Origin of the sequence: Nostoc sphaeroides, from assembly GCF_003443655.1 — a bacterium.
In the GTDB taxonomy this organism is placed as follows: domain Bacteria; phylum Cyanobacteriota; class Cyanobacteriia; order Cyanobacteriales; family Nostocaceae; genus Nostoc; species Nostoc sphaeroides.
This window is the reverse complement of record NZ_CP031941.1, coordinates 2,433,125-2,460,075: the sequence shown is the minus strand read 5'-3', so window position 1 is coordinate 2,460,075 and position 26,951 is coordinate 2,433,125. Positions and strand designations below refer to the sequence as shown.

19 protein-coding genes are annotated in these 26,951 nt (G+C 43.0%); 9 read left to right on the top strand and 10 right to left on the bottom strand.

Going from position 1 to position 26,951, the window contains the following annotated elements:
• Window positions 1-135 precede the first annotated feature (135 nt).
• The 4 genes from D1367_RS11035 to D1367_RS11020 all read left to right on the top strand — a co-directional run bounded on the left by D1367_RS11035 (window position 136) and on the right by D1367_RS11020 (window position 5,493).
• Window positions 136-2,397, top strand: coding sequence for a molybdopterin oxidoreductase family protein (locus tag D1367_RS11035; RefSeq protein WP_118166501.1), 2,262 nt, complete (start codon window positions 136-138; stop codon window positions 2,395-2,397).
• A gap of 281 nt (window positions 2,398-2,678) precedes the next feature.
• Entirely contained in the window at window positions 2,679-3,137 is a 459-nt protein-coding gene (locus D1367_RS11030; protein ID WP_118166500.1) for a phosphate-starvation-inducible PsiE family protein, read from the top strand.
• Between the two features lie 194 nt (window positions 3,138-3,331).
• Window positions 3,332-3,781 (top strand): nitrate reductase associated protein, encoded by a 450-nt coding sequence (locus D1367_RS11025; protein ID WP_118166499.1) that lies wholly within the window; start codon window positions 3,332-3,334, stop codon window positions 3,779-3,781.
• Window positions 3,782-4,110: 329 nt separating this feature from the next.
• Window positions 4,111-5,493 (top strand): PrsW family glutamic-type intramembrane protease, encoded by a 1,383-nt coding sequence (locus tag D1367_RS11020; protein ID WP_118166498.1) that lies wholly within the window; start codon window positions 4,111-4,113, stop codon window positions 5,491-5,493.
• 615 nt (window positions 5,494-6,108) lie between these two features.
• Here D1367_RS11020 and D1367_RS11015 read toward each other — a convergent pair.
• The 4 genes from D1367_RS11015 to ndhM form a co-directional block, all read right to left on the bottom strand.
• Complete coding sequence (locus tag D1367_RS11015) at window positions 6,109-6,756, bottom strand: hypothetical protein (RefSeq protein ID WP_118166497.1); 648 nt, start codon at window positions 6,754-6,756, stop codon at window positions 6,109-6,111.
• Window positions 6,757-6,902: 146 nt separating this feature from the next.
• Complete coding sequence (locus D1367_RS11010; RefSeq protein WP_118166496.1) at window positions 6,903-8,483, bottom strand: CHAT domain-containing protein; 1,581 nt, start codon at window positions 8,481-8,483, stop codon at window positions 6,903-6,905.
• Window positions 8,484-8,625: 142 nt separating this feature from the next.
• Window positions 8,626-10,887 carry a PP2C family protein-serine/threonine phosphatase gene (locus D1367_RS11005; RefSeq protein WP_118166495.1) on the bottom strand — a complete coding sequence of 754 codons (2,262 nt, stop codon included), beginning with the start codon at window positions 10,885-10,887 and terminating at the stop codon, window positions 8,626-8,628.
• Between the two features lie 586 nt (window positions 10,888-11,473).
• On the bottom strand, window positions 11,474-11,833 hold the full coding sequence (ndhM, locus tag D1367_RS11000; RefSeq protein ID WP_118166494.1) for an NAD(P)H-quinone oxidoreductase subunit M: 360 nt from the start codon (window positions 11,831-11,833) through the stop codon (window positions 11,474-11,476).
• Between the two features lie 874 nt (window positions 11,834-12,707).
• On the opposite strand from ndhM, the gene D1367_RS10995 reads away from it, so the two are divergent.
• Entirely contained in the window at window positions 12,708-12,992 is a 285-nt protein-coding gene (locus D1367_RS10995) for an Npun_R1517 family heterocyst differentiation transcriptional regulator (protein WP_118166493.1), read from the top strand.
• A gap of 658 nt (window positions 12,993-13,650) precedes the next feature.
• Here D1367_RS10995 and D1367_RS10985 read toward each other — a convergent pair.
• The 3 genes from D1367_RS10985 to ctpB all read right to left on the bottom strand — a co-directional run bounded on the left by D1367_RS10985 (window position 13,651) and on the right by ctpB (window position 17,454).
• Complete coding sequence (locus tag D1367_RS10985; protein WP_118166491.1) at window positions 13,651-14,346, bottom strand: response regulator transcription factor; 696 nt, start codon at window positions 14,344-14,346, stop codon at window positions 13,651-13,653.
• 647 nt (window positions 14,347-14,993) lie between these two features.
• The gene (locus tag D1367_RS10975; RefSeq protein ID WP_118166490.1) at window positions 14,994-15,983 is read right to left on the bottom strand and encodes a glycosyltransferase family 2 protein; all 990 of its coding nucleotides are present in this window, start codon (window positions 15,981-15,983) and stop codon (window positions 14,994-14,996) included.
• A gap of 130 nt (window positions 15,984-16,113) precedes the next feature.
• Window positions 16,114-17,454, bottom strand: coding sequence for a carboxyl-terminal processing protease CtpB (gene ctpB, locus D1367_RS10970; protein ID WP_118166489.1), 1,341 nt, complete (start codon window positions 17,452-17,454; stop codon window positions 16,114-16,116).
• A 310-nt stretch (window positions 17,455-17,764) separates the two neighbouring features.
• Between ctpB and D1367_RS10965 the strand changes: the two genes are divergently transcribed.
• From D1367_RS10965 to D1367_RS10955, 3 genes are all read left to right on the top strand, one after another.
• Window positions 17,765-18,463 (top strand): YdcF family protein, encoded by a 699-nt coding sequence (locus tag D1367_RS10965; RefSeq protein ID WP_118166488.1) that lies wholly within the window; start codon window positions 17,765-17,767, stop codon window positions 18,461-18,463.
• 581 nt (window positions 18,464-19,044) lie between these two features.
• Window positions 19,045-19,788: a tetratricopeptide repeat protein gene (locus tag D1367_RS10960; RefSeq protein ID WP_118166487.1), complete on the top strand. Its 744-nt coding sequence runs from the start codon at window positions 19,045-19,047 to the stop codon at window positions 19,786-19,788.
• Between the two features lie 169 nt (window positions 19,789-19,957).
• Window positions 19,958-20,854, top strand: coding sequence for an SDR family oxidoreductase (locus D1367_RS10955; RefSeq protein ID WP_118166486.1), 897 nt, complete (start codon window positions 19,958-19,960; stop codon window positions 20,852-20,854).
• A gap of 217 nt (window positions 20,855-21,071) precedes the next feature.
• Here the strand turns inward: D1367_RS10955 and gcvP are convergent, their stop codons facing one another.
• The 3 genes from gcvP to gcvT all read right to left on the bottom strand — a co-directional run bounded on the left by gcvP (window position 21,072) and on the right by gcvT (window position 26,070).
• On the bottom strand, window positions 21,072-24,059 hold the full coding sequence (gene gcvP / locus D1367_RS10950) for an aminomethyl-transferring glycine dehydrogenase (RefSeq protein WP_118166485.1): 2,988 nt from the start codon (window positions 24,057-24,059) through the stop codon (window positions 21,072-21,074).
• Between the two features lie 351 nt (window positions 24,060-24,410).
• The gene (gene gcvH, locus D1367_RS10945) at window positions 24,411-24,800 is read right to left on the bottom strand and encodes a glycine cleavage system protein GcvH (protein ID WP_118166484.1); all 390 of its coding nucleotides are present in this window, start codon (window positions 24,798-24,800) and stop codon (window positions 24,411-24,413) included.
• A 133-nt stretch (window positions 24,801-24,933) separates the two neighbouring features.
• Window positions 24,934-26,070, bottom strand: coding sequence for a glycine cleavage system aminomethyltransferase GcvT (gcvT, locus tag D1367_RS10940; RefSeq protein WP_118171320.1), 1,137 nt, complete (start codon window positions 26,068-26,070; stop codon window positions 24,934-24,936).
• A gap of 259 nt (window positions 26,071-26,329) precedes the next feature.
• Here gcvT and D1367_RS10935 point away from each other — a divergent pair, with 259 nt between their 5' ends.
• Window positions 26,330-26,827 (top strand): pentapeptide repeat-containing protein, encoded by a 498-nt coding sequence (locus D1367_RS10935; protein WP_118166483.1) that lies wholly within the window; start codon window positions 26,330-26,332, stop codon window positions 26,825-26,827.
• The last annotated feature ends 124 nt before the right edge of the window (window positions 26,828-26,951 follow it).

Sequence of the window (26,951 nt, the reverse complement as noted above, 5' to 3'; positions counted from 1 at the left end):
AAAAAACGAACCGCCAAGACGCCAAGGACGCAAAGGAATAAGAGTTTCAAAGAGTTTTTACATAACACACAAATTTCTCAACCTGGCGCTACATCTGAGGTTGCACAATCAAAATAACAAAATAGTACAACAGCCATGAGTGAATTTACCAAAACCCTTTGTCCCTACTGTGGTGTTGGCTGTGGTTTAGAAGTTTCACCTCCAGCCCAACATAACAAAGCAACTAATCGAGATAGCCAAGGAACTCCAACTTGGCGAGTGCGCGGTGATAAAGCCCATCCATCTAGTCAAGGAATGGTTTGCGTCAAAGGCGCAACGATCGCAGAATCTTTAGATAAAAATAGATTACATTACCCAATGGTGCGAGACTCCTTAGATCAAGAGTTTCGCCGCGTTAGTTGGGATGAAGCTTTTAATATCATCACACAGCGCATTCAAACTATCCGCTTCAACCAAGGGCCAGAAGCCTTATGTATGTATGGTTCCGGCCAGTTTCAAACCGAGGATTATTACATAGCCCAGAAACTAATGAAAGGCTGTCTGGGTACTAATAATTTTGATGCCAACTCTCGCTTATGTATGTCTAGTGCAGTGTCTGGCTACATTCAAAGCTTTGGCTCAGATGGCCCGCCCTGCTGTTACGATGACTTGGAGTTAACCGACTGTGCATTTTTAATTGGTACTAATACAGCCGAATGTCACCCCATTGTTTTCAACCGGCTAGAAAAGTATCACAAAAAGAACCGCAAAGTCAAAATGATTGTGGTTGATCCCCGTCGCACGCCAACCGCAGAAGCTGCTGACTTGCATTTAGCCATTCGTCCCGGTACAGATATCGATTTGTTAAACGGCATCGCTCACTTGTTGATGCGCTGGAATTATATCGATACCATGTTCATGGACGACTGCACCAGCAACTTTCCGGCTTATGCTGAGGTAATTCGCCACTATCCACCAGAAGTAGTGGCTCGTCAATGTGGAATCAGCATTGAAGATTTAGAAACAGCAGCTCGCTATTGGGGTAAATCAGAGCGAGTATTGTCTTTGTGGTCAATGGGTGTAAATCAATCCTCAGAAGGGACAGCTAAAGTAAGAACTATTATTAACCTGCACCTGATGACAGGACAGATTGGCAAACCTGGGGCTGGCCCTTTTTCCCTTACTGGTCAACCAAACGCAATGGGAGGACGGGAAGCCGGAGGTTTGGCGCATTTATTACCGGGTTATCGGGTGGTGAAAAATCCCCAGCACCGTGCAGAAGTTGAGGAGTTTTGGGGACTTCAGCCAGGACAGATTTCGCCCAATCCCGGTTTGACTGCTTGGGACATGATTACTGGCTTGGAAGATGGCGCTGTAGAGTTGCTGTGGATTGCGGCTACTAATCCAGCAGTGAGTATGCCAGATTTGGAGCGTACTAAAAAGGCATTATTGCGATCGCCTTTTACTATTTACCAAGACGCATATTATCCCACAGAAACCTCTGCTTATGCTCACGTTCTACTACCAGCAGCCCAGTGGGGTGAAAAAACTGGTGTGATGACCAACTCCGAACGGGTGGTAACTCTGTGTCAAGCATTTCGCCAACCGCCAAGAGAAGCGAAAGCCGATTGGGAAATTTTCGCCGAAGTTGGACGTAGATTAGGCTTTGAGAAAGAGTTTGCCTTTGCTAACTCGGCTGAAGTTTATGCTGAGTTTGTCAAACTAACAAAAACTCGCCCCTGCGATATGACAGGTATCAGTCACCCCCAATTACAAGCACAAGGCCCAACTCAATGGCCTCACCCACAAAAAAGTGATGAGTTAAAAGTTAGGAGTTATGAATTAGAATCTTCAACTCCTAACTCCTCACTCCTCACTCCTAACTCCTCACTCCTAACTCCTAACTCCAAACGCCTCTACACCAATCTCCGCTTCCACACCCCTGATGGACGCGCTCGATTTGGGGCATATTACTCAAAGGGATTGGCAGAACCACCAGACCCAGATTATCCTTTTGTGCTGACTAATGGACGACTTTACGGACACTGGCATACGCAGACGCGCACCGGGCGAATTGAAAAAATTTGTAAAATGCATCCCGAACCATTTATCGAAATTCATCCCCGTGATGCTGCGAACTTAGGTATTGTAGATACTATGTATGTAGAAGTGCGATCGCGTCGGGGTAAAGCGAAGTTTCCTGCTAAAGTGACAAAAGCGATCGCGCCTGGTACAGTTTTTGTCCCCATGCACTGGGGTTCATTGTGGGCAGATAATGCCGAAGCTAACGCCCTCACCCATCCAGAATCTTGCCCCGATTCGCTCCAACCAGAATTAAAAGCTTGTGCTGTGCAGCTGATACCAATCTCTGTAGAAGTTACAGTCAAAGATTATCAACTCCAGTCCTCACAATGGTAAGCTCCTAACTGTACGCTCAAGAGATCATTAATAATCACCAATAGGTAATTTAGTCAATAATCAATAGCCAATAGTGATTATTATTTTTTATAGCTCTCTACTATTGACCCATACCAATTACGATATTTGAAGAGGTTAAACTTATAATAACCAGAGGTTTGACTAGCGCCGAGTTAAGCTATGGGAAATAATAAAAATCAGATAGTATTAGAAATCATCTTATTTTAATCCTCTAGATTTATCTATGGGATTTTATTTTATTTAAAAATTGGGTGCAGCAGATGAAAAAGTTACTGAGGCAAATTATAGGGGCTACCAGAGACGAAAACTTCATGCGCATCATTGAAAACGTAGAAGTGATAGTTTCTAAAGTTCTATCTGTTTTTATGGTGGTCGTGATTTTGGTAGCGATCGGGGATTTAGGAGTATTTATTCTTAAAGAGTTATTTACAGCGCCTTATGCAAAGTTTAACACAACGTTATATAAAATTTTTGGGCTATTTTTGAATATTTTAATTGCTTTAGAAATCTTAGAAAATATCACAGCTTATTTACGAAAACACGTTTTTCAAGTTGAATTAGTTATTGTCACATCTTTAATTGCTGTTGCCCGAAAAATTATTATTCTTGACTTAGAGAAAGTTGGAGGTATTGATATAATTGGTTTAGGAATTGCTATTCTTGCCTTGTCAATTAGTTATTTGATAATTCGTCTTAGTAATTCCAAAAATACCCGTTAAAAATTCCAGATGTTTGGCATACAATTTAGTTATATATAGGTTAGTCTGAACTCTTTGCAGATAATATATAGCAATTCGATTTTATTTATGAAAAAATCTAGGTATATGTAGAGTGTGAAAGCGTTGCGTAATGCACCGTCCATTGATGGTTAAAAACCCTTAATTTTGAACGATCAAATTTTAGATACTTTCTTATGACAGATTTCTTTGAATTTGAAGCAGACTTTGTTGATTCCCTGCGCTGTATCCCCATGCAGGTGCGTTGCAAATTAGATACTTGTGGCATTAAACTAAAATTGTCTGATTGGAATCAAATGACTACAGCCGAGCGTCAAGCTTTAGTCGAATTACCTTGCACTACAGAAACAGAAATTCAGTCTTACCACGAACATATCCAGCAATTAATTCTACAACGCACGGGTATACCAGCTACAAAATTGCCCATCGAGTCTCATCCTGCATGGCTAGATGCCACTGTACCAGCCAGCCTCCAGGAAAAAGCTCAAGAACTAGGTGTAACCCTAACACAACAACATTGGGCAGGTTTAACGTCCTTACAGCGTTTTGCCCTGATTAAACTCAGCCGCCCAGGACATGAAAACAAAAACTTTGAGAGAGCGATCGCAGAATTTCATCTGCTTTAATCAGCCAATAGTTATTAACAGAACAAATCTGTAAAGTGCATTACACTTTGTTGACTTGCCGCCCTCAAATGATACAGTACAGCCTTGAGTACGCCACCCAGACAATTTGATTTATCGGACTAACAAGCCAGTTTTAGGATAAACTCAAGAGCAAATGGAATACTTATTTACGTTAGGTAAAAGAATTTGAAATTTTGCATCTATAAATTTAAATTTCTTAGCGGGAAGTGAAGCTATAGTGGATTTAGCAATGCTGCTGTTAATGTGGCTAAGGTTAGTCCTGCTGCCAAATTATATGAAGAATTAGTTTAGAAACGCACTTCTTATCGATGACAGGCAAACACGCAAGACATAATGCATTTCTGCGGCTAGTGTCTGGTAATGGGGCAGCTTTTGGATCAGAATCTCGCTATTCCCTGCCCCCCAGTAAAGAGATGGTAATTGGACGCGACCCCAGCTGCCAAGTTGTCTTGGATGCCATGATGTACCGAATGGTATCTCGTCGTCATGCAGTGGTTCGTCCCCTCTCTCTATCGCCAGATAGCAAATTCAGCTGGGTGCTTTGTGATTTGAATAGTGCTAATGGCACTTATTTGAATGGACAACGCTTGTATGAATGTCAGGAATTGCACCCAGGCGATCGCATTTCTCTAGGTGCTGATGGGCCGCAATACGTTTTTGAGTATGAGTATACCTTACTCACCCCGGCCACGACAGTTAACCAAGTTACACCATTACCTTCGGCGACAAATTACCACGGCCACACCCAATTAAAGCAGCCAGATTCTGTTAGCTTTACCCAGCTTTTCCCCATTATTTCCACTGGTAAAGATTTAACTCGGAAAGCTTACCTCGTACCGGGAATACTGACCGTAATTTTTGTAGTGTTAATGTTTGCTACAGTCGGTCAGCCCCAAGCTAATCAAGTTATCGTCGCAACTTACATCGCCTTCGCTGCCTACTATTTTGTTTACCAACTTTGCGGTAAACAGAAGCCTTGGTGGGTGCTAATGGCTGCGGCAATGGGTACGATGCTGATTTTGCTTAGTCCGTTGTTGGATTTATTTATCTTCGTGTTTCGCACCATTCTGCCTGGAAACTTGCCCTCATCCCAAGAATCTACCACCTTCACAGAGTTGCTGGTGCGGATGTTTTTTGGCGCTGGCTTGATGGAGGAATTACTCAAGGCATTGCCTGTACTAGGGGCCTTTGCCATCGGGAGAATATTGTCTTCACCTTGGCGGGAACGCATAGGCGTCTGGGAACCTCTAGATGGTATTCTCCTGGGAACAGCTTCTGCTGTGGGCTTCACTCTCTTGGAAACTCTCGGACAATATGTGCCAGATATTACTCAAAATGTCACGCAACAGGTGGGTATAGGCGCTGCTGGTCAACTAGCGGGTTTACAACTGCTAATTCCGCGAATTTTAGGCTCCGTAGCCGGACACATGGCTTATAGTGGCTACCTGGGTTATTTTATCGGGTTGGCTGTTCTCAAACCCAGTAGAAGTTGGCAAATTCTCTCTATTGGTTATCTTAGTGCTGCTGCGCTCCATGCTTTATGGAATGCTACAGGATCAATCAATGCCTTGCTGTTGGTAGTTGTTGGGGTGTTATCTTACGCCTTTTTGATGGCAGCAATTCTCAAGGCACGGGCGCTATCACCGACGCGATCGCAAAATTTTGCTACCCGATTTCTTGGCCCAAAATAACCCTCTTCTGTCACTCTGGGAAAACTTTTGCCATTTCTGAATTCTAGAGCTTTTGTATCCGAAGCGATGGCAATGTCTGCCGCAGGCATCGCAAGATTTTTTCCTAATAACAAATACAATAACCAAGTTTTTGTAATAGGATAGCTTGTATTGCTTGACTGATAAAGCTTCTAGAGATTGCCCTCTCGGAAAGTGACAGAAGAGGGGTATTACAAAACAATAGAGAATTATGCAGTTTTCTGCATTCTCCAGGTATGAAAACTGCACTCAAATATGCAGAAAAGGTGGATGTGTGGCATGAAGATGTCAGATATTCTGTAACTCATCGGCAACAACAGTAAAACTACTGACCGGGCACATCTAGCGGTTGGGGTAAGGGGGATAGCAAATAGTGCTTAAAATCAAGCTGATAATTAGCGCTGGAATTTTGAATATTTATATCTTTGGATAGATGACCTAATGGTTAGAATCAGGTTATAATAATCATTGTTTTAGCCCCACTGTAGAAAAATATTAAAAATCAGTGGATGCTTAAAATCGCAGCACAAGCGTTATCAGCAGATAAATCTGCCTGCACCGGAAATTTATGTAGAAAACAGAGACAATTCATTCAAGTTATGCTTCATACTCAGACTTGTTGAGTTCATTGAAAGCATAAGAGGCGATCGCTAAACTAACCTTTGCTTTTTCTACTTCTGATAAAGCTGTCCACGAGCTATTTTGAAGATTACTGAGTGCAGATGCCGCGTTTTCCGATTCGCTACTTCGCATAGCGTAAGCAAAAGGACGAGCCAAAACTAAAAGATCCTCTGTTCCCCAATTTGGTAGTACTGTCTGAACACACTCAACCAGTTGTTCACCGATTGATTGTTGGGCAGCAAGGATTTCAGTAGCTTTGGTGGCGATGGTGTTGAGCAATGCTTGGGGGACACAGGCGGCAAAAGTACTAGATAATCTTTCTTGAAGATTAAGCACTACTGTTTGGTGGGGATTGTGATTATAGTCTGACTCCACAGAGATACCAGACCAAAGTGTGTCTAGATGGCTATAAAAATCTTGCGATCGCGTTGTCAGTTCTTCATCAAGTAAATCTTGCATTCCGAACTGTTGTTCTAATTCGTCAAAATAAGCAATTGATTCTTCATCACCGGGATTCCAGGGATAGGTAGCATCGTCTGGTTCCAGTAATGCTTCTAATAATTCTAAATCTATTTGAGATGGCAAAGAAGAGGAAGTGTCTGAGCCGTTAATTTTATTAGCCATTTTTCATTGCCTCACAATTATTTGGTGGTATTTACAGCTACAATTCCTCAGAAGAGATTTCCGCAAAAGCAGTTGAATTTATCTACAGTAAAACAGATTTTAAAGGTTGATGCTAAAGACTCAAATTTATTTCTGCAATAGCTCTGCTAGGAGTCTTCAATAATAAACTCCCAGGTTTCAGATTTAGCACTTCCAAACTTTAACTGCATTCCCGATTTCAATGGGACTTCCTCTCGGAGGATTTGTTGCCAACCATTAGTCCCTAAAAACCAGGTTGTCCCGTAGGTGGAAAAATCTTGCAAATAATAACTTTGCACCAATGTAGCATCAGTAAGAGTATTGCGGCAAAAAATTTCGGCGTGGCGTTTGGATACAGATGGTTCAGGGATGACAATATCATTGTCTTTCGTGCGGCCGATGCGGGTGACTCCATAACGCAGTAACCAGGTTTTACCTTTTGGGGCGAGCGATCGCAACGAAGCAGAAGGAAGCGGGGAACCGATATCAGGAATGGCTGTATCTGGTAGTTCGGTAATACCTTCGTCCAGATTCTTAATCAGTTCGCCATTAAAATCTGGATGCAGGTAGAGAACAGGCAAAGTCCAAGCAGGTTGATTATATTTATACACTGTTAACAACTCTTGCCTAGCTTGGGCTACGGCTTCATCAATTGGCTTGTGCGATCGCAAAGCTTCGGTAAAAGCTTGAATAAAGCTGTGGCTTTCATGGTCTGCGATTTCATCGCGCATCCCCAAAACCGCAGGCACACCATGACGAATCAACACTTCTGCTAAACTGCTGGCAGGTATAGCTTGATGATTGATAGCAGCTGGTTGTGCGCCCCAACAGGCGTTAAAAACTGCTAATTTCACACCTGTATGGGTCAATACTTGGGCCAATTCTATCCCATTTAGGGGCATATCTGGTCGCAAAAATAGTAACCCCCCGTCTGGGTCTGGCAAACCATGGCCAGCATAAAAGAAAACATTGTATGCTCTGGTTTCTAATTCTTGAATCAACTCCTGTGGAGTTGGTTGTAGAAGTTGATTCACTATACAAGGTGCATATCTTTGGGAATTACCACCCACAGAGGTATCTGCAAGAGTTTGCTCTAAAATAGCAGCTTCTTGTTCTAGTTGCAGCTTGTCATCATGACCTAAAACCAGGAGGATACTTAAAGCCTGGTCAGTTCGCAAATGCGGTAAGGGGTCAACTTCACTGCTGGTGCGACTAAATAGCAAATCTTGGGAGAGAGACATAGCTGATTGACCAGGTTCACGCTGCATAATTTCCCAAGGGAGAGCGATCAGATCCGGGTCGCGGATTTCTAGGCGGAAGCGCAAACGTGTATGCTGCCCCATAGCAATACCGCGACTGCGTTCTAGACTACCAAGAATTTGCCCATCAAATATCCAGCGCCATAAATTCATTCCCAAGTATTGCATCAGACGACTGCTGTAGGGGCCAGTGGTTTGGCCTGAAGGGGGAGAAATCCAATCTATGGGGAATGGGTTGGTCTTTTGAGATGTTGAGTTTGGGGAAATATCTAAGTGACTATGACCAGCAAACATTTGCTGCCATTCTTGCCAGACTTGATTGAGTTCATCAGGCCATACACAGTCGCGTAAAACGTAGCCACTGGGATAGGGAGCTTTGACCACCCAAATGGCGAAGTTGTCAGTGCCAGTGTTTCGGAGACGGGCGATCGCCAAATTCAGGGATGGCATGGATTCATTCAAATAAAAACTAAAATAAATAATTTCAAATAATAATTCTCCAAGGTGAAAACTTTCTACTTTTTTACCTTGTAAGTTTTTACTCTGATGTTACCTATTATTCCAGGTTTCTACCAGTTTATCGATTATTTAACTAAGTTGGACTACTGTCGTCAGGTGGTTGAGGAACTGGCGGTTGTGTGGCAGGTGTACACGGACTTGGTGCATCTTCTGGTAAGACAGAGAAGCTCAAAGGATTTATTTTGGAGGAGTCCAGCAATACTTTTGCTGGCAAAGGTTTTGGATTTGGTGGAACTGAGGTAGTTCCTGCCGATTTATTAGTATTAGCTGAACTTTGCGTACTATTACTAGCACAGACTCGCATAGGCACTAAAAAATTCCCAGTAACAGGTTGGGGATTTGATGTTTTCTCAAGAACTTCTAAATAAGTTCCAGGGGGAATTAATTGCTTGTTTCCCCAAGATATTGCCTTCTTGGTTTTAATTACTGAACCAGGAGAAAGGTTGGCTAGCGATCGTGTATCTTTGATGGTAGGACTTGAAGTTGGTGTCGGAGGGGATGAAATCCAGGGGACTGATGGCAATCGCACTCGCTCCACAAACAATCCTAAAGCACCTGCTGCTAACACAAATATTAATGGAACAATCCACTGTAGCGGTAAACCGGAACTTTTAGCCGGCTCAGTGTCTGGAATCACCTGAGTTTTGTGGTTTGGGCTACCTAAAAGTATCGAATCTGTCCCCCTAGATGCAAAATCAATAGTTTTGGCAGAATAACTCTCTGGAATGAAGGCTTTGATCGTAATTTCTGGTTCCCAGTATTGGACTTGATAATGGACTAAAGCGATGGTGACATTATCGTGTCCATTCTTAGTGTTAGCGATTTCAACTAATCTATCCGCAACATTTGCGATCGGGACTTCCCCAACTAGAATCGGCAAGATTTCTGTTTCCCAGTACTCCTCCACCCGATCAAAATCACTCAAACCATCGGATGTGAGCAGAAAAACAGCATCTTCGTCGAGCATAAATCGCCCAGAGGTGGGATGCAATGAAGTGCTTGGCCCCATACCTAAAGCCTGGACGAGAGAGCCAGCAGAACTTTGTTGTACAGCCTCGCGGTAAAGGGCATAGCCTAGCCGCACCTCGCGGGAAGCAACATCATCGTCGAGGGTAACTTGATAACAGCCGTGGCGGGTAATCCAGTAAGCACGACTATCACCGACGTGGGTAATGTACATTTCATGAGCAACAGGCAATGCCATTACTAAAGTCGTGCCCATCCTCTGACGCCCTTGGCGATTTTCACTATCATTGCGCTGACTAATTTTGTCATTAGCAATTGCCACTGCCTTTTCTAGGTCATTAAGTAGCAGTGAGGGGTCTATGTGGTCGTAGGGAACTTTTGTGAGTTGGTGTACCTGCTGCTGGATCGTTTCAATGGCTAAATTTGAGGCGACATTGCCACCCTCGTGTCCACCGATGCCATCACAGACAATTGCTAAGGCTGTTGACTGGGGTGGTTTGCTTACCAGAGTTCCACTAGGGGGGCTACAAGAATCTTCGTTACGTTGGCGGCTGGGCCCAGTGTCGGTTTTGGTGATAATTTTGATTGAGGGTGTTTGCGATCGCCCTAACCCAGCCAGTCCGCGATCTAAAACTCCGATTAATTGATCGGTTGAATTAATCTTTCCCTGAATTAAGGAAAGGCTAACCTCGTTAACAAATTCAGTTATGGCTGGTTTGGCTTCATGTACCAACTGCTGCCAAAATTCGCCTAATTGGGGCAATTCTGGTGATGTTGCGGCATCGAAACGCAATTCTAACAAACGGACTAACGATCCTTCTACCCGTAATACAGATGAGTCAAGCAAGCTAGAGACGACACCTTCACTTGCAAGAGGTTGCCACAGATGAGCTATTTGCCATAACCAATTGAGTTGGCGCATCGATGTTGCATCACGCCAAGCGGTGGTTAACTCGCCAGCCAACTGCACTTGTTGGATTTTCTCATCTACTAATAATGGCGGTTTTTCTAAAAGTAATATTTCTTGATGGGAGGCGCCGTCACCGAGAAAAAGCACTCCATATACCTGCGGTACGTGTAATCGGTAGGGAATTAGTCTCAGGTAAGCTTTTAGAGGCTGTAAGTGATCTAACTCAGGCGTTAGCGTTAATAAACCAGGTTTCGTATCTAAAAGAACAAATTTATCAAGGACTAAATAGCGATCGGCTAATATTTCTCCAGGGCTACCCACACTTGGGCCATCTAACACAGCCCAGAGATAATTTTTGGTTAGGGGCGTGGAACATCGCAGGCAAAACTTGTGAGTCAGGGGGTTGGCAGCCTGACAACTTTCATTTGTACAGTAGAGCGTTGCCGCGTCATTTTCCATAGTTTTCGCACCGGGAAGCGATTGGCAATTTCTTTAACAGCATTATTAGGGACAATCTAGACCGCTCATCTTTTTTAAACTTGACATACCCAGACTTTAGATGATGATTTTAGCTGGGGGATATCAGCAGGTGCTAATACTTACTTATCCAAAAATACGCTCCTAAGTCAACCCCACAGCCTGATCATAGCTTCTATTGCTCTGTGACTCTTCATCAATAAAGCAACGAACTCCAACCCTGTTAGCAAAGCATAACCCAAACATAACTGCGCCCCAAGCTTTTGCTAAGTTACCCCATCATCAAGAGGCAGATAATCTTGGTATTTATTTAGTTTATAAGTAGGATAGCAAGAATTAAGTTTAATTAAGAATTAAGATAAGTGAACTACTCAAAGTAGCTGACTAATGAAGAGGCTTTAAAAATCTGGTAATCTCGTTTCCGGGTTCTTTTTGGGGAGGTCGCAAAGCTTCACAGATTGATTTTCCCCCTTCCAGCGTCGGGAAGGGGGTTAGGTTTTTCGTGAACTTTTCCAGATGGATCTGAAAAGTCACAAAGGTTCAGTCAGATCGCTACCAACTCATTCGGTTATTTTTTGTCGTCAATTGCAACTTGGGGGACTCCCATGCTGTAGTTGGTAACGCGGGCAGAGAGATTGTAGCTGATTTCGCCGAGTTGCAGGAGCGATCGCAGATAATGCTCTAAGTCTGACCCAACACGACGCAAGTTATAGTCTGTGAGGTCTGCACCACTAGATGCTTCTACTAGTTCATCAAATTTTCGATAAACTTTTTGCAGCGCATCTTCATTCCAGTTAAATTCGTTATCTGGGTCAATATCTAACGTTAAGACCTGTTCACTCGGAACCAGATCGCCATCCCGGTCAATTTCGCCTGCAAAAATGCGGACATGCCGGGTTGTGGACTTGAGCAGCATCGGGTTATCCATAAAAGGGTGTAAGATTTGGGTGGATTACACTGAAATTATTGTAAACGGTATATTCAAGCTTGAATGCTCTCAATTTACAAGCTTTGAACACAGTTTCAAAAGGGTATATTGAATGGGCATAAGTAAAAATATCACCTGTACTGATTAACTTACTACTTCTGTTAGGAGTTGAAGACACAATTAGTAGCTAGTACTGACAGTAGTCTAATTATTTTCCTGTAAAAATTACTGGGGAGATTCTTTTTATTTGGCGTATACAAACAAGTCAAAGTGGTGTGCTAATCTTACCTACTGCTAATATTTTCCTACTCATGAAGCCTAAAAGCCAGTAGGGTAAAGCACTCAGCAGGAATAATTTGATCTGTGTACATTTTTTTATAGAGAACAAAAGTTTTTACCTGAATAATTCTGACGATCAATTTCTTCGGAATTTTCTATTGCAAAAAACGTACATCAAGTAATTTTACTGAATAGCGCTACATCTACCTCTGGCTTTAATAAGTTCCAAAAAATTAAGCGGTTTTACTTACGTATAAACACCAAAACTAAAGTAACAAGTCAAACTGTTATTGACGTTCACATAAAGTTGATGTAAAAACCTTTAAAAAGGGCGAGCAACTTCTTACAGAAACTTTATTGTGTAGAATCTTAAAAACTGAATAATAGTTATGGCTTACCATAAGCTACATCTGGCACAATCACATCAAAATCTAGCTTGAAAATAAAACACAGGAGACTGAAATAGAATACAAAGGTGATTGATGAAGAAAAATTCTTAATTCAAGCACTTTGGATTCAAAGAAGATATAAAGAATTTTGCTGGACATCTACCTCCTTACCCTCATGACCACCAAGTAAAGGAATCTCAATAGCTATGAACTCCAAAGCATTACCACGCCAGATTAATAATCTTGAAGTAGGTGTTTATGAGTGCGAAATCCATCTCAAATTCCGGTTGATTGAGGAAAAGAGTCTATTGGGCGATCGCGAACAACTGTTACAGGTATTACTTGATGCCTTAACCGAGGGTTCCGACGACTTTCTAGAGACGCTGCAAGCGTCCGTTAAAGCCCAAGAAGTGTCAGAGTTCAAAGCCTCACCTCAAATGCGACGCCAGCTGATGCGCTTGCGTAATGCTGCTGAAAATCCCCAGCCTTAAAGGTGTAATTTAAGTAGCGAAAAAACATGAATTGGGCATCAAATCAAATGTTGATCGTATAGCCCCGTTGCAATAAAAACTAAGCAGTGAGTAGAATTCATAAATAAAATATTGTGATTTCTACTTTATGAAAGTCTTATTTAGCAGCACAAAGTCCCAGGAACAGTTTCCTCTATTAAAAACTTTGTAGCAAAGGATACTGGTAGAATCTAAAAGTAAATTCAGCCGGGTGCATTTTACCGAGTTTTTATCAAAACATTGCAGGAACAAGAAAACCCTGTGTCTTTACAGATGGGGAATTGGACAACAGGCGCGAATTCAATGAAAACCTAAAAGGTCAGCCCCTTCCCTACGGGACGCTGCGCGAACGGGGAAGTCAAAAGTCAAAAGTCAAAAGTCAAAGTGAAAATCAATAACCTGACTTTTAGCTTTTTACTTTAGCTAAGTGCCTGATTTGCTGAAATACTTATGTTTTATTTATTACTGGTAATAGGTCATGGTTTAGCAGCCAGTTACCTATTACCAATTACCCACAAGAAGGGAGCAGGGGAAGAAATCAATTCAAAATTCAAAATTCAAAATTCACAATTCACAATTCAGAATTTCTGCCTCCTCTTTCCCAATCCCCTGTTTGGTCAATGCCCAATTCAAAAACTGTCTATTTAGCAAGACCGTGTTCTAGGGCGAAACGAACTAACTCTGTACGGCTATTGGTGCCAGTTTTACTAAATAAACGGCTGACGTATTTTTCTACATTGCGGACGCTGGTTTCTAAGCGACGGGCGATTTCTTTGTTCATTAAGCCTTCAGCGACCAAATTTAAAACACTTTGTTCTCTGGGAGTCAAATCAATTTTGAAAGGGGCTGGCGATTGGGAAATGGCATTTCTTTGAGTTAATAATGCCTTAATTTGGGCAATCTGATTGGCTAGTTCAGCAAGATCGGGGGTTTCAACGTCATCTCCGGTAGTTGCAGCCTTAGCGGCGCGGCGGGCTAGCAAATTTTCGACTATAGCCACTAACTCATCTGGATCGAAGGGTTTGGGTAAATAGGCATCGACACCAGCATGATATCCTTGGATGCGATCGCCTGTCATGCCTTTAGCAGTTAAAAATACTACTGGTAGCGCTTGGAAGCGGGGGTCTTCTCGCAGTTGCTTCAGGAACTGATAGCCATCCACCTGAGGCATCATGACATCAGAAATCACTAAGTCAGGTGTATTCATCTGCATCCATTCCCAACCTTCAAGGGCGTTACTGGCGACTTGAACGCTGAAACCGCTCTCTTGCAAATAGTCTTTCACGGCTTCCCGTATCCCTGGTTCATCATCCACCAGTAACAATTGTGCTGACATTTAAAATTCCCTTAAATTTACCTTTTTCCAATTTAGCGAAAGTTGACAGGCATTGAACAAAAGGATGAAATCAATTCGCAATTCGCTTTTTCGCCCATTCGCAATTAAACTAAGCCCGACACAACGGGCAGAGGGTTTCAACCTACCAAGAGAATACAAGGATTTTTTCGCTTGACTTCGGGCGAGGTTTTGAACCTTCACTTTTTCCATAAAGGGAAAAATGAGAGAGCTTGTTAATGTTAAGCATTATTTTTATAGCGATTCTCGTTTACATGAGGTACACACGTAGGGGCACGGCAGTGCCGTGCCCTTACACCTGGTGATGTAATGTTGTACCCCATCTGAATGGGAACCGCTATAACCCTCTTCTGTCACTCTCCGAAAAGATTTACCTTTTCTAAAATCTAGAGCTTTTGTATAGCAGGCGTTTGTGCGATTCTTTTCTAATAACAAATACAAGACCAACTTTTTTCTAACAAAACCTAAAATAGAGCCTTTGGTGAGCGAAACAATTGGTTGGTAATAAACTCGAAATTCAAGGCGTTCAATTGCTTTGCGTAACTCGGACTCTAACTGCAATTTCGCCAGAATATTAGCATACTTCTTAAGATATATTCACTTTTGTAATCTTAACGAAAGAATAATTGTTACAGTCGATCAATTATCTTGGCATTTTCTGGCAACTTGGCGTTTCGTTGCCCAGCAGTACGCGCCCTAGCAGTGAACAAACCAATGGGAGTATTTAATAAATCTACAAGGGTGACTTTACCCGCGATGCCTGCTTTGGGCTGCGCCAAAGCCTTTTTCATATCCCTTGGTATTTCCTTGACTAACCAACGTGCCAAACGATAACCGCATTCTTTGAGTGTAATATCTCGCATCAAATCTACACCGTGCAGTTCGTGCAGATAGCGATTTGAGCGTCCATAGCGCCGCCATTGACTTTGCAGTTCTTTAAGTGTGGCGCGGTGCCGGTGTCTAACGATCGCATTCGGGGCAAATTCCAAACGTCCGATGTTTTCGGCCAAAATCCGCCAGCAAATATCGGCATCGCCACCACTGGTAAGATAGGGACGAAATAAACCCGCTTTTTCTAAGGCAATGCGTCGAATCGCTAAATTAGCCGTTTGACCATAGGGACGAAAGGAATGGTTAAGGGTATGCTTTTGCGACAAAGTTTCTTGACGCTCTGCGTGTTGTTCTAGCAGAGTTGTGCCTGGTAGTGCCAAAATTTCACCAGCGACTATTACCACTTCTTGGTTGACAAAAGGCGGAATTAATGCATGTAACCATTGTGGTTGTGGACGGCAATCAGCATCGGTAAAAACGATAATTTCACCCGTAGCGGCGCGAATCCCAGTATTACGAGCAGAGTATGAGCTTTGAATTTGGTTTTCGCTGAATGGGCGGATTGTAATTGGGCAATTTTCGGCAGATGTTTTGAGGATGGTGAGAGTGCGATCGCTACTATTATTGTCCACCAACAAGTACTCTACCCGGTCTTTCGGGTAAGTTTGAGACAATAAACAATTGATTAATTCTGGTAAATCCGCCTCACCGTTATAAATAGGAACAACCACCGACACCATTGGTAAAAAACTGGTGGCGGTGGTTGCATCAACTGGCTGATGATTCATAAATCTGAGATTTTAGAGATAGGATTACTAGCTAGTATTCCCAAACCAAAATCCTAGAAGGGTATATCAAGCAGTTTTCGGAACTCCAAAAATCTGGATTTGGGAATACTACTATATCATTTGCGTCAATCTAAAATTTTAGGCTATCGGCGCGGCTCATGGGTCGAGTGGGCTGATTTGCTGGCGGTTGGGCAAAGTTGTTATTTGATAAAATTGCGATCGCCCGGGCATATTGTGGATCGCTCTTAGTTCCGATTAAATCTGGATTAGAAGCCAATTGCCGCTCTTGTGCCTCTGTCAAGTCTAGCTTGATATCTGGGGCAATCCCTTTATGGTTAATATCCGTTCCTGCCGGGGTGTAGTAATGGGCAATGGTAACTGCCAAGCCGGAACCATCTGCGAGTTCATGAACTGACTGGACTAAGGCTTTACCAAAGGTTTGACCACCTACGACTACCGCCCGCTTATTATCCTTGAGTGCCCCTGTGAGGATTTCGCTAGCACTAGCTGAATTCCCATCCACTAAGACTGCCAAAGGACGATTTGTTAGAGCAGTGCGATTGGCTTTAGTTTCTTCAGTGCCGCCCACACGGTCTACTGTCTTGACAATGCCGCCATCATTATACCACATCCGGGCAATTTCAATGCTCGCCTGTAACAACCCGCCAGGATTTCCCCGCAAATCCAAGACATAAGAATCAACTTTCTTAGTGTTCAAATCGCGGATGGCTCGTTGCATTTGGTCTGCGGCGTGAGCGCTAAATTCCCGCAAACGGATATAGCCAACGCGACGATTCCCTTCTTGTCTGAGGGTATAACGTACCGTTGGTACTTCAATATTTGCCCTTGTTAACTTCAAATCAAAGGCAGTTTGCCCCGCCCGTCCCAGCTTTAGTTTGATGGGAGTACCCGCTTTGCCACGAATTAGCTTAGAAGCATCATCCACCTTCATTTTGAGAGTGGGTTTGCCGTCAATTGCCAAAATTTCATCGCCTGCTTTGATCCCAGCTTTCAGTGCTGGAGAATTTTCTATAGCTTCGACAACAGTGAGGCGCTGAGTTTTTTCGTTCACTTCCATCCGAATGCCAATACCAGAGACTTCCCCAGATGTTTGGCTAGTCAGGGCTTCAAATTGTTTGGGATCCATGAATCGAGTGTAAGGATCTCCCAACTTTTGTAAAGCTTCGCGGATGGCAGTGTATGCTTCTTCCCGAGAAGAATAGTCTTTGCTCAACAGGCTTTGCCTGGTTGCTTGCCAATCTTGTTGATTAAATTTGCCATCAACATATTCATGGTTCACTAGTTGCCACACTTGGTCAACTATCACTTTCGGGCTGTCTTGTAGGGCTAGAGCGGCCCGGACACCACGAGTCCAAGCGGTGCCGAACAAAGATATAGTAGCAGTAGTGGCGATCGCTCCACCAATCAAGGCTACTTGGAGCGGCGAGTAACTTTTCGCAGATTGGTTCATGTATATTAGCTGGAATAATTGTGTTATTGACAGTTTAGCAATCAGGCTTTCAAGAGACTTTTAAGTTTTTATACCCCAAACGTAAGCTCTGCTCCCTTCATCATTTTTATCGTTGAATGATGCCGAAAATACTGCATTATTAACAACCATTTCTCAGTTTGTTAGCTTTCTTGGGAAGGCTATACTGAACTTATGACACTTTGATAAGCGTCATTTTTGTACTTATTCATTACTTTTATAAGATAGCACTTTGATCACTGAATTGCAGCACTTTTAGACAGCCATTAAATCAGCTTTTATTACCTAAGTCATGAAACGTAAATTTCCTATCAAATCGTTAATTTCTATTAAAAAATTTTTTGCTAATCTGTGGCAATCGTTACAAAAACTAACTAGTGGATTGTACTTTGTTTTGGGCACTTGGCTGATTTTTACCACTATAACCTTAGTTTTTGCTTCTTCGCAGCCAGTAGATGCCTTCTTTGTGCTTGGTGGCAGTATTCGTCGAGAAACTTATGTTGCAGGGCAAGCAAAACAATACCCGCAAACGCCAATTTTAATTTCTCATGGTTCCCCAGACCCCTGTATATGGTTAATTTTTCAGGCGGAATTAGCAAGGTTACAAAACGTTTGGTTAGAAAACTGCGCTAATTCTACCTTTGAAAATTTTTATTATGGTATTCCAATTTTGCGACGTTGGGGAGTGCATAAAGTCATGTTGATTACCTCGCCAAGCCATTTACCCAGAGCCTTATGGATGGCAAAGATTCTCTTAGGCGCTCATGGTATTTGGGTAGAGACAGAGATTGTTGAGGAGTTGGGTGTTCCTGGTAATAATGAATCTTGGTCAAAAACTGGATTAGATGTAACACGCAGCTTATTTTGGGCGATTGTAAGTCAAATTATTCAACCGCAATGCTCAAATGTAACAAGACTTACCGAAGTAGATATGCAAGCTTGGGAGCATCGAGGTTTTCATTGTGAACACCAAGGGGGGTTGAGCAGATAAGTTACTCGTAATGTGTCCACATGCGAATTGACTACAGATATAGACTTGACGCTCGGAGAATGGCTGACCATTTTGCTCACCCTGACGCTCTAAAGACGACTAATGAATCAATTCAAAATTCAAAATGACGCTCTCTACGAGACGCTGCGCGTAGCTTGCTTCCCTGTAAGGGTACGCGGACTTGCTTGAGGTTTTAAGGATAAAGCTTTTTTCATAAAGGCTTTTAGTCGTCTAAAGACGACTTCTGCTGTGAGCCGCAAAACTTTAGTTCTGGGCAGTTTATGTCTAGAACGAAATAGCCTTGACTGCAATTACTAGCTGACGATGCTGCTATTCCCTACATCTATAGCTACTCTAGCTAGGGAGTGAACGGTGCTACTAGTGTAAAAGTGGCATCGTTTGCTTTATGTGTATTTAATATGATAATGTAATATCCGCTTGATTTTTACGGAAATCTATGCATCATCAGCAAAGTTATTTGTGAAAATATAAGTAAATGAATGAGTAAAAATACTGTATTTTGACAATACTCAAAAAACGAACAAATTTTAACATCATCTTCTAAATTTTGTAGGTACAGCATGGTTTTTCGGCGCTGCTTGGTTGCATCTGGCTTGATAGTTTTCTTCGCATTTGGTTGTAGTGGTGGGGCAAACTCATCAACAGAAAATACTACAAAAGTTGTGCAAGAAAATAATGTAACCCAGCTTTTCATAGAAGCGAAGGCTACCCAGAAAACAGAATATTTTTTTCATCAAGGTAATAATTTATTAGATGGACAGCGTTACGACGATGCAATAAAAGCATACAATAAAGCGATCGCTATCAAAGTTGAGAGTCCTGAAGTTTGGATTAACCGTGGCATAGCCTTAACATCGTTGCAACGCTACCAAGAGGCTATTGCATCATACGAGAAAGCGATCGCCATCAAACCCGACAAAGATGAAGCCTGGTATAATCGTGGCATAGCCTTAACATCGTTGCAACGGTACCAAGACGCGATCGCATCTTACGACAAAGCGATCGCTATTCAACCTGACAAGTATGGAGCCTTAATTAACCGAGGCATTGCTCTGACAAAACTACACCGCTACAAGGATGCGATCGCGTCTTATAATAGAGCGATCGCCATCAAGCAAGATTTGCACCAAGCATATTACAATAAAGCTTGCTCTTATGCTTTACAAAGTAATCTCGAATTAGCAATTGAGAACTTAGATAAAGCAATCGAGTTTGTTCCTGATAAATACAAAAAATTAGCAAAAACTGACCCAGACTTTAGCAAAGTGCGTAGTGCAAAGCAGTTTCAGGAATTACTGCAATAGTTTGTTGTAACCACCGCTCAGTGTAGAATATAAGCCAATACAGTTCAGATAAGACCAAAACACTTGTAGAGACGGCGATTTATCGCGTCTATAAAACTATAAAACCCAAGCGTATAGAATATAAGCTTGCGACAGCAAGGATTTTTTCTTGAGCGGTTTCCAATTAGACATGAAAAAATTGTTAATCACCGGAGCAAGTGGTTTTTTAGGATGGCATCTTTGCCAACTTGCAAAACAAGAATGGGAGATTTATGGCACTTATTTATCCCATTCTCTAGAAATTCCTGGTATAAAAATGTTAAAAGCGAACTTAACAAATTTCCAGGAATTGAAACGTATATTTAATGATGTCAAGCCGACGGCAGTTATTCATACTGCTGCACATTCGCAACCAAATTTTTGTCAAACCAACCCCAAAGAATCGCACGCAATTAACGTCATCGCATCCTGCAATATTGCCGGACTTTGCGCGGATAATTCTATTCCTTGTGCTTTTACCTCAACAGATTTGGTTTTTGATGGTTTAAATGCTCCCTATCAAGAAACAGATGCCGTGTGTCCTGTCAATCTTTACGGTGAGCAAAAAGTCATGGCGGAAGCAGATATGCTAGAAAGGTATCCCATGACCGCAGTCTGTCGAATGCCGTTAATGTTTGGTGTACAAACACCTACAGCTAAAAGCTTTATTCAGCCATTTATTCAAACTTTACAAGCAGAAAAAGAACTAAGTTTATTTATAGATGAATTTCGTACACCAGTAAGTGGAACAACTGCTGCCAAAGGACTTTTATTAGCATTAGAAAAAGTCAACGGCATCATTCACTTAGGTGGAAAAGAGCGGATTTCGCGTTATGATTTTGGAAAAATATTAGTTGAGGTATTTCAACTTCCCACCACCAAGCTTAAATCGTGCCGACAACAAGATGTGAAAATGGCAGCGCCTAGACCGGCAGATGTTTCTTTGGATAGTTCCAAAGCTTTTGCATTGGGGTATGAGCCTTTATCTGTAAAGGAAGAATTAGAAGATGTTTGTAAAGTCTTAATTCATGCTAGCCCTGGCGACTAGAAGTCGCGGCTATACGAGACTTTACCCACCTCCGTGGGTTTGAAACCCTTGATTTTCTCTTACTCCACGGAGTTTTTGAGACGCGATAAATCGCCGTCAAGACAAGTGTTTTGGTCTTATCTGAACTGTATTGAATTCTATTCACCCAATACTTTTCAAACATCCTCTTATAGGAGTTAGGGGTTTTAATTCCTAACTCCTAACTCCTCACTTGATTTTAGTAAGCATCCATTGGCAGACAAGAACAAACAAAGTTCCTATCACCAAAGGCTGCATCAATGCGACCAACAGCCGGCCAGAATTTATACTCACGAGTCCAAGGTGCAGGATAGGCAGCTTGTTCACGAGAATAAGAATGTTGCCATTCGTCGGTGATGAGACTTTCGGCAGTGTGGGGTGCGTTTTTCAAAACATTATCTTGAACATCCACCTTACCTGATTCAATCTCGGCAATTTCTTGGCGAATAGAAATCAACGCATCACAGAAACGATCTAACTCTTGTTTAGATTCACTTTCTGTAGGTTCCACCATGATTGTACCCCCTACAGGCCAGGAGACTGTCGGCGCATGGAAACCATAATCCATGAGACGCTTGGCAACATCATCAATTTCGATCGCAGCTGATTTTTTGAGCGATCGCAAATCTAAAATACATTCATGGGCAACTAGACCATTTTTCCCCTGGTACAAAACCGGATAGTAAGATTCCAGTCTCTTAGCAATGTAGTTAGCATTGAGAATCGCCACCTTAGTTGCTTGGGTTAAACCATCTGCACCCATCATGGCGATGTACATCCAAGAAATCACCAAAATACTAGCACTACCCCAAGGCGCAGCCGCCACAGCACCAATATGCTGGGTACTGGGGATTGGGAATTGGGGATTGGGAATTTCTTCTTTCCTAGTCCCCAGTCCCCAGTCCCCAGTTCCTACCACAGGATGTCCGGGGAGAAAAGGCACAAGATGAGAGGCTACCCCAATGGGCCCCATACCAGGGCCACCGCCACCATGAGGAATACAGAAGGTTTTATGCAAGTTTAAATGGCAGACATCCGCGCCAATATCTCCAGGACGGCAAATTCCCACTTGGGCGTTCATATTTGCCCCATCCATGTAAACTTGTCCACCATGACTGTGGACAATAGCGCAGATTTCCTGAATTGGCTCCTCAAAAACACCATGAGTCGAGGGATATGTCACCATTAAGGCAGCTAATTCATTGCTGTGTTTTTCTGCCTTACTCTTCAGGTCATCAACGTCAATATTACCTTGTGAATCACAGGCAACTGCTACCACCTTCATCCCGCACATCACTGCACTGGCTGGATTTGTCCCATGTGCCGAGGTGGGAATCAAACAGACATTACGGTGTTTTTGTCCACGGCTTTCGTGATATTGGCGAATCACTAAAAGTCCAGCGTATTCGCCCTGAGAACCAGCATTAGGTTGTAGAGAAATTCCCGCAAAACCAGTAATTTCAGCTAACCATGCCTCAAGTTGCTCAAACAGGACTTGATAACCTTGCGTTTGCGACGCCGGGGCAAACGGGTGAATCTTGCCAAATTCCTCCCAAGTTACTGGAATCATCTCAGCAGTTGCATTCAACTTCATTGTGCAAGAACCCAAAGGAATCATCGATGTTGTTAGCGACAAGTCCTTGCTTTCTAGCTTGTGCAGATAGCGCAACAACTCAGTTTCTGAGTGATAGCGGTTAAATACAGGATGGGTGAGATAAGTGCTTTGACGGCTAAATGGTTCACCGCTTAAACCTGATTGCTGAGTTATCCATTCCATCTCTTCCACATTCAAAGCAAACCGTAACTCATCTGTCCCTGCAAAAATCTGGCATATATCTCGCACATCATCCAATGTGGTAGTCTCGTCCAGCGAGATACCAACAGTAGATGTATCAAAAATACGCAAATTAATTTGACGGGCTTCAGCAGCTTGTAGAATTTCTTGCAGAGGTTTAGTTCCTAACTCCACCCGCAGCGTATCAAAGAAAGGTTTGGAACTGATGCTGTAACCTACTCGCTGCAACCTCTCTGCCAAAATCAAAGTCAGGGAATGTATTCTAGTCGCTATTGTCTTAAGTCCATCTGGCCCATGATAGACGGCGTACATACTTGCCATTACCGCAAGTAGCACCTGTGCAGTACAAATATTACTAGTAGCTTTTTCGCGGCGGATGTGCTGTTCGCGGGTTTGCAAGGCGAGACGCAATGCAGGCTTACCTTGAGCATCTTTTGATACTCCCACAATTCGCCCTGGAACCAGCCGCTTATACTCTTCCTTCGTAGCAAAGTATGCCGCGTGAGGCCCTCCAAACCCCAACGGAATACCAAAGCGCTGGGTGCTGCCGACAGCAATATCAGCGCCAAATTCCCCAGGAGGGGTGAGCAAAGTTAAACTTAAAGGATCTGCTGCTACCGTCACCAATGCACCCTTAGCATGGGCTTTTTCTATAAAAGCGCGGTAGTCGTAAATAGTCCCATCACTAGCAGGATATTGCAGAACAGCCCCAAAAATTGGTTGATCAAAATCAAATGTTTGATGATCGCCAACAATAATCTTAATCCCTAATGGTTGAGCGCGTGTTTGCAACACGTCGATAGTTTGGGGATGGCAATCACCAGAGACGAAATAGGCATTTGCCTGATTTTTACATACACCATAGCTTAGGCTCATTGCTTCAGCTGCGGCTGTGGCTTCATCAAGTAACGAAGCATTGGCAATTTCCAAACCTGTTAAATCGATAATCAGGGTTTGGAAATTTAGCAGTGCTTCTAGTCGCCCTTGGGCAATTTCTGGCTGATAAGGAGTGTAGGCAGTATACCAACCGGGGTTTTCTAGGATGTTACGCCCAATTACAGGTGGGGTAATACTGTCGTAATATCCCATACCGATGTATGAACGGAAAACCTGATTTTTGGCAGCAACTTTTTTTAAAGATATCAGTGCTGCATACTCACTTTCGGCTTCTGGTAACTTTAACGGTTGCTTCAGCCGAATTGCCTGCGGGACTGTTTGGTTGATTAGAGCATCCAGACTGGGAAAGCCCAAAACCTTAAGCATAAGCTGGATATCGTCGGAGTTAGGGCCAATGTGTCTTGGCACAAAACTACTTAGCTTTTGACTTGTTTGACTTTTTTCGTCCAGCACTTGCTGCTCATTAGACTTGAGAATAGGGGCGTTCAATACCACAAATTACTCTCCAGACGGTACTATTTCATATTTTGCAATAAATACTGATGATAAGTTGGTGTAACTTTTCAGTTAATCTAAATTTCATGACTTATCTTCAGGTGGAATGGGAGATGGGAGAGAAAATTTTTCCTTAAAACCTCGTTTCCAGCCTCTGGCTGGAAATGCTTGTCATTGGGCTGCTGCCGCTAATTCTGGAGGCGGCAGCCCCAACGATGGGCATTCCCAGTCGGAGCAGGGAACGAGACACGAGACAATGACTTATCTTCGGGTGGAATGGGAGATGGGAGAGAAAATTTTTCCTTGTCTCTTTGTCCCCCTCATCTCCCTCATCTCCCTCATCCCCACTCCCTACTCCCCTTCTACCTGGGCGCGATACTCATCTGCTGTCAAGGCATCCTCAACTTCATCAGGGTCATTGACGCGCACTTTCAAAAACCACCCTTCCCCGTAAGGGTCGTCTGACACGTCTTCGGGAGAATTAATTAAGGCTTCATTGCGTTCTATAACTGTGCCTGTCACTGGTGAATTCAGTTCTTCAACCGCTTTCACTGATTCAATTGTGCCAAAACTTTCTCCTCTAGTAAGAGCGTCACCAATTTCTGGCAGTTCCAAAAAGACGATATCGCCCAATTCATTTACAGCAAATTCAGTAATACCAATGGTGGCAATTTCACCATCTATTCGCACGTATTCATGAGAATCCAGGTATCTGAAATCTTGAGGATACTCAAAAGACATATCACTTCCTCTCCCTTATCAAAAAAATTATTGTCCCAACAGTCATCCAAGCCATATCTGGTAATGAACCTTACTGTAGATTGATTGACTAACTAACTCACAACACATTATTCCTCAAAAACCTCGACGCTTATCAGTTGGCGACACGATTTTTTGACCGATAAAAGGGACGTTTAACTACAACTGCTGGATAAGCTTTGCCGCGAATTTCGACTTCTAGCTGTTGACCGACGGTTGCTAGTTGGGTAGGAACGTAAGCTAAGGCAATGGGATAACCAAGTGTAGGCGACAGGGTGCCACTGGAAACTTCTCCCACAACTTTACCTGCTGATAACACTTGATAGCCGTGACGCGCAATGTTGCGTCCTTGGGTTTGCAAACCCACCAATCGACGCTGCACTCCATCGGCTTTTTGCTGTGCTAAAATTTCCCGACCAATAAATTCGCCTTTGCTATCTAAATGAACTAGCCAACCCAAACCTGCTTCTAAGGGTGTGGTGGTGTCATCGATATCTTGTCCGTAAAGTGCCATCGCCGCTTCTAGCCGCAGAGTGTCTCTGGCACCGAGTCCACAGGGAATAACACCAGCATTATGGAGACTTAACCACAATTCTACCCCCACATCTGGATCTACCATCACCTCAAAGCCATCTTCTCCGGTGTAACCTGTGCGGGCCAGGAAGGCAGGTTTGCCTAGTAGGGTTGCTTCTAAATGTCCGAAGGCTTTGATTGATTGTAAGTCTTCTTGCACTAAGGGCTGGAGGTATTTAATCGCTTTTGGCCCTTGCACGGCAATTAAGGCTTTATCTGGTGAAAGGTCTTGGAATTGCACTTTATCCAAGTCAAGGTGTTGCAATAGCCATGCTTTATCTTTACCAGAGGTTGCGGCATTGACGATGATGAATGCCTTCTGTATACCAATGGTGTCTTCACCTTGGTAATAAACAATGATATCGTCAATAATTCCGGCTTGGGGATTTAACAATACGGTGTATTGGGCTTGACCGGGTTGCAATCGACTCAAGTCTGAAGGCACTAGAGGCTGGAGTTGGGAAATGAGATTTTTACCTTGGAGGGTAAATTTGCCCATGTGGGAAATATCGAACATTCCGGCTGTATTTCTTACAGCTTCGTGTTCGCGGCTAATGCCACTAAATTGCACGGGCATTTCCCAACCACCAAAGCTGGTAAAGCGTGCTTTAAGTTCTACACCCACTTGATATAAAGGGGTTCGCGCCAGAGATTGGGCGTTGTCTTCTTGATTAGCCACAGGTAATTTTGCGTAGATGCGGAGCAACTTGCCGTTAGGCATCGCACCTCAACATCTATAATCCTACGAGATGCTTTCTGCTTTTAGAGTCTTATGTATTGAATTTGGGCATTGGTCATTAGTCATTAGTTATTCTCCCCCATCTCCCGGTTGGTGAGCGAAGTCGAACCTCATCTCCCTCATCTCCCCACTCCCTTGTCCCCTTCTGTAAGCTTTAATAGTTAATGTTGCAAGTGTTGAGATTTATTAAGAAGACATTATGAAATATTGGCGACTGTTAGCTAGCTTTGTCTTAGCGATGGTTCTTTTTTGGTTTCCCTTATCGGCGCAAGCTGCAAGTTCTTCCAGTATTACCCGTTCTATGGGTAATGATGAACTCAAGGGCAAGGATTACTCTGGTCAAAGTTTAGTTGGTACTGAGTTTACCAATCTCAAATTAGAGAATGCTAATTTTAGCAATGCTGACTTACGTGGTGTCGTGTTTAACGGTACTCTGCTGGAGGGAGTAAATCTGCATGGTGCTGATTTTAGTGAAGGCATAGCCTATCTAACAAAATTTAAAGATGCTGATTTAAGCGATGCTGTGTTGACTGATGCAATGATGCTGCGTTCTATTTTTGATGATGTAAATGTCACAGATGCTGATTTTACGAATGCAATTTTAGATGGGACGCAAGTGAAAAAACTTTGTGTTAAGGCAAGTGGTGTTAATTCTAAAACTGGTGTAGATACTCGCCAGTCTTTAGGATGTAAGTAGAATTTATCCCCTTCTTCGCTAGTGGAGAGGGGGATAAATTTTAACGAATTACGAATTACGAATTAGGCGCAGCGATGTCTAACGACAAGCCGCTGACGCTCCAACTCTTGGAGACGCTGCGCGA

Coding starts and splice junctions, on each gene's coding strand:
- D1367_RS11005 (WP_118166495.1), bottom strand. CDS start 10,887: ATGGAAAATGACGCGGCAACGCTCTACTGTACAAATGAAAGTTGTCAG.
- D1367_RS11030 (WP_118166500.1), top strand. CDS start 2,679: ATGAAAAAGTTACTGAGGCAAATTATAGGGGCTACCAGAGACGAAAAC.
- D1367_RS11035 (WP_118166501.1), top strand. CDS start 136: ATGAGTGAATTTACCAAAACCCTTTGTCCCTACTGTGGTGTTGGCTGT.
- ctpB (WP_118166489.1), bottom strand. CDS start 17,454: ATGAACCAATCTGCGAAAAGTTACTCGCCGCTCCAAGTAGCCTTGATT.
- D1367_RS10960 (WP_118166487.1), top strand. CDS start 19,045: ATGGTTTTTCGGCGCTGCTTGGTTGCATCTGGCTTGATAGTTTTCTTC.
- D1367_RS10995 (WP_118166493.1), top strand. CDS start 12,708: ATGAACTCCAAAGCATTACCACGCCAGATTAATAATCTTGAAGTAGGT.
- D1367_RS10935 (WP_118166483.1), top strand. CDS start 26,330: ATGAAATATTGGCGACTGTTAGCTAGCTTTGTCTTAGCGATGGTTCTT.
- D1367_RS10955 (WP_118166486.1), top strand. CDS start 19,958: ATGAAAAAATTGTTAATCACCGGAGCAAGTGGTTTTTTAGGATGGCAT.
- D1367_RS10985 (WP_118166491.1), bottom strand. CDS start 14,346: ATGTCAGCACAATTGTTACTGGTGGATGATGAACCAGGGATACGGGAA.
- D1367_RS10965 (WP_118166488.1), top strand. CDS start 17,765: ATGAAACGTAAATTTCCTATCAAATCGTTAATTTCTATTAAAAAATTT.
- gcvH (WP_118166484.1), bottom strand. CDS start 24,800: ATGTCTTTTGAGTATCCTCAAGATTTCAGATACCTGGATTCTCATGAA.
- D1367_RS11010 (WP_118166496.1), bottom strand. CDS start 8,483: ATGCCATCCCTGAATTTGGCGATCGCCCGTCTCCGAAACACTGGCACT.
- ndhM (WP_118166494.1), bottom strand. CDS start 11,833: ATGGATAACCCGATGCTGCTCAAGTCCACAACCCGGCATGTCCGCATT.
- D1367_RS10975 (WP_118166490.1), bottom strand. CDS start 15,983: ATGAATCATCAGCCAGTTGATGCAACCACCGCCACCAGTTTTTTACCA.
- D1367_RS11025 (WP_118166499.1), top strand. CDS start 3,332: ATGACAGATTTCTTTGAATTTGAAGCAGACTTTGTTGATTCCCTGCGC.
- D1367_RS11015 (WP_118166497.1), bottom strand. CDS start 6,756: ATGGCTAATAAAATTAACGGCTCAGACACTTCCTCTTCTTTGCCATCT.
- D1367_RS11020 (WP_118166498.1), top strand. CDS start 4,111: ATGACAGGCAAACACGCAAGACATAATGCATTTCTGCGGCTAGTGTCT.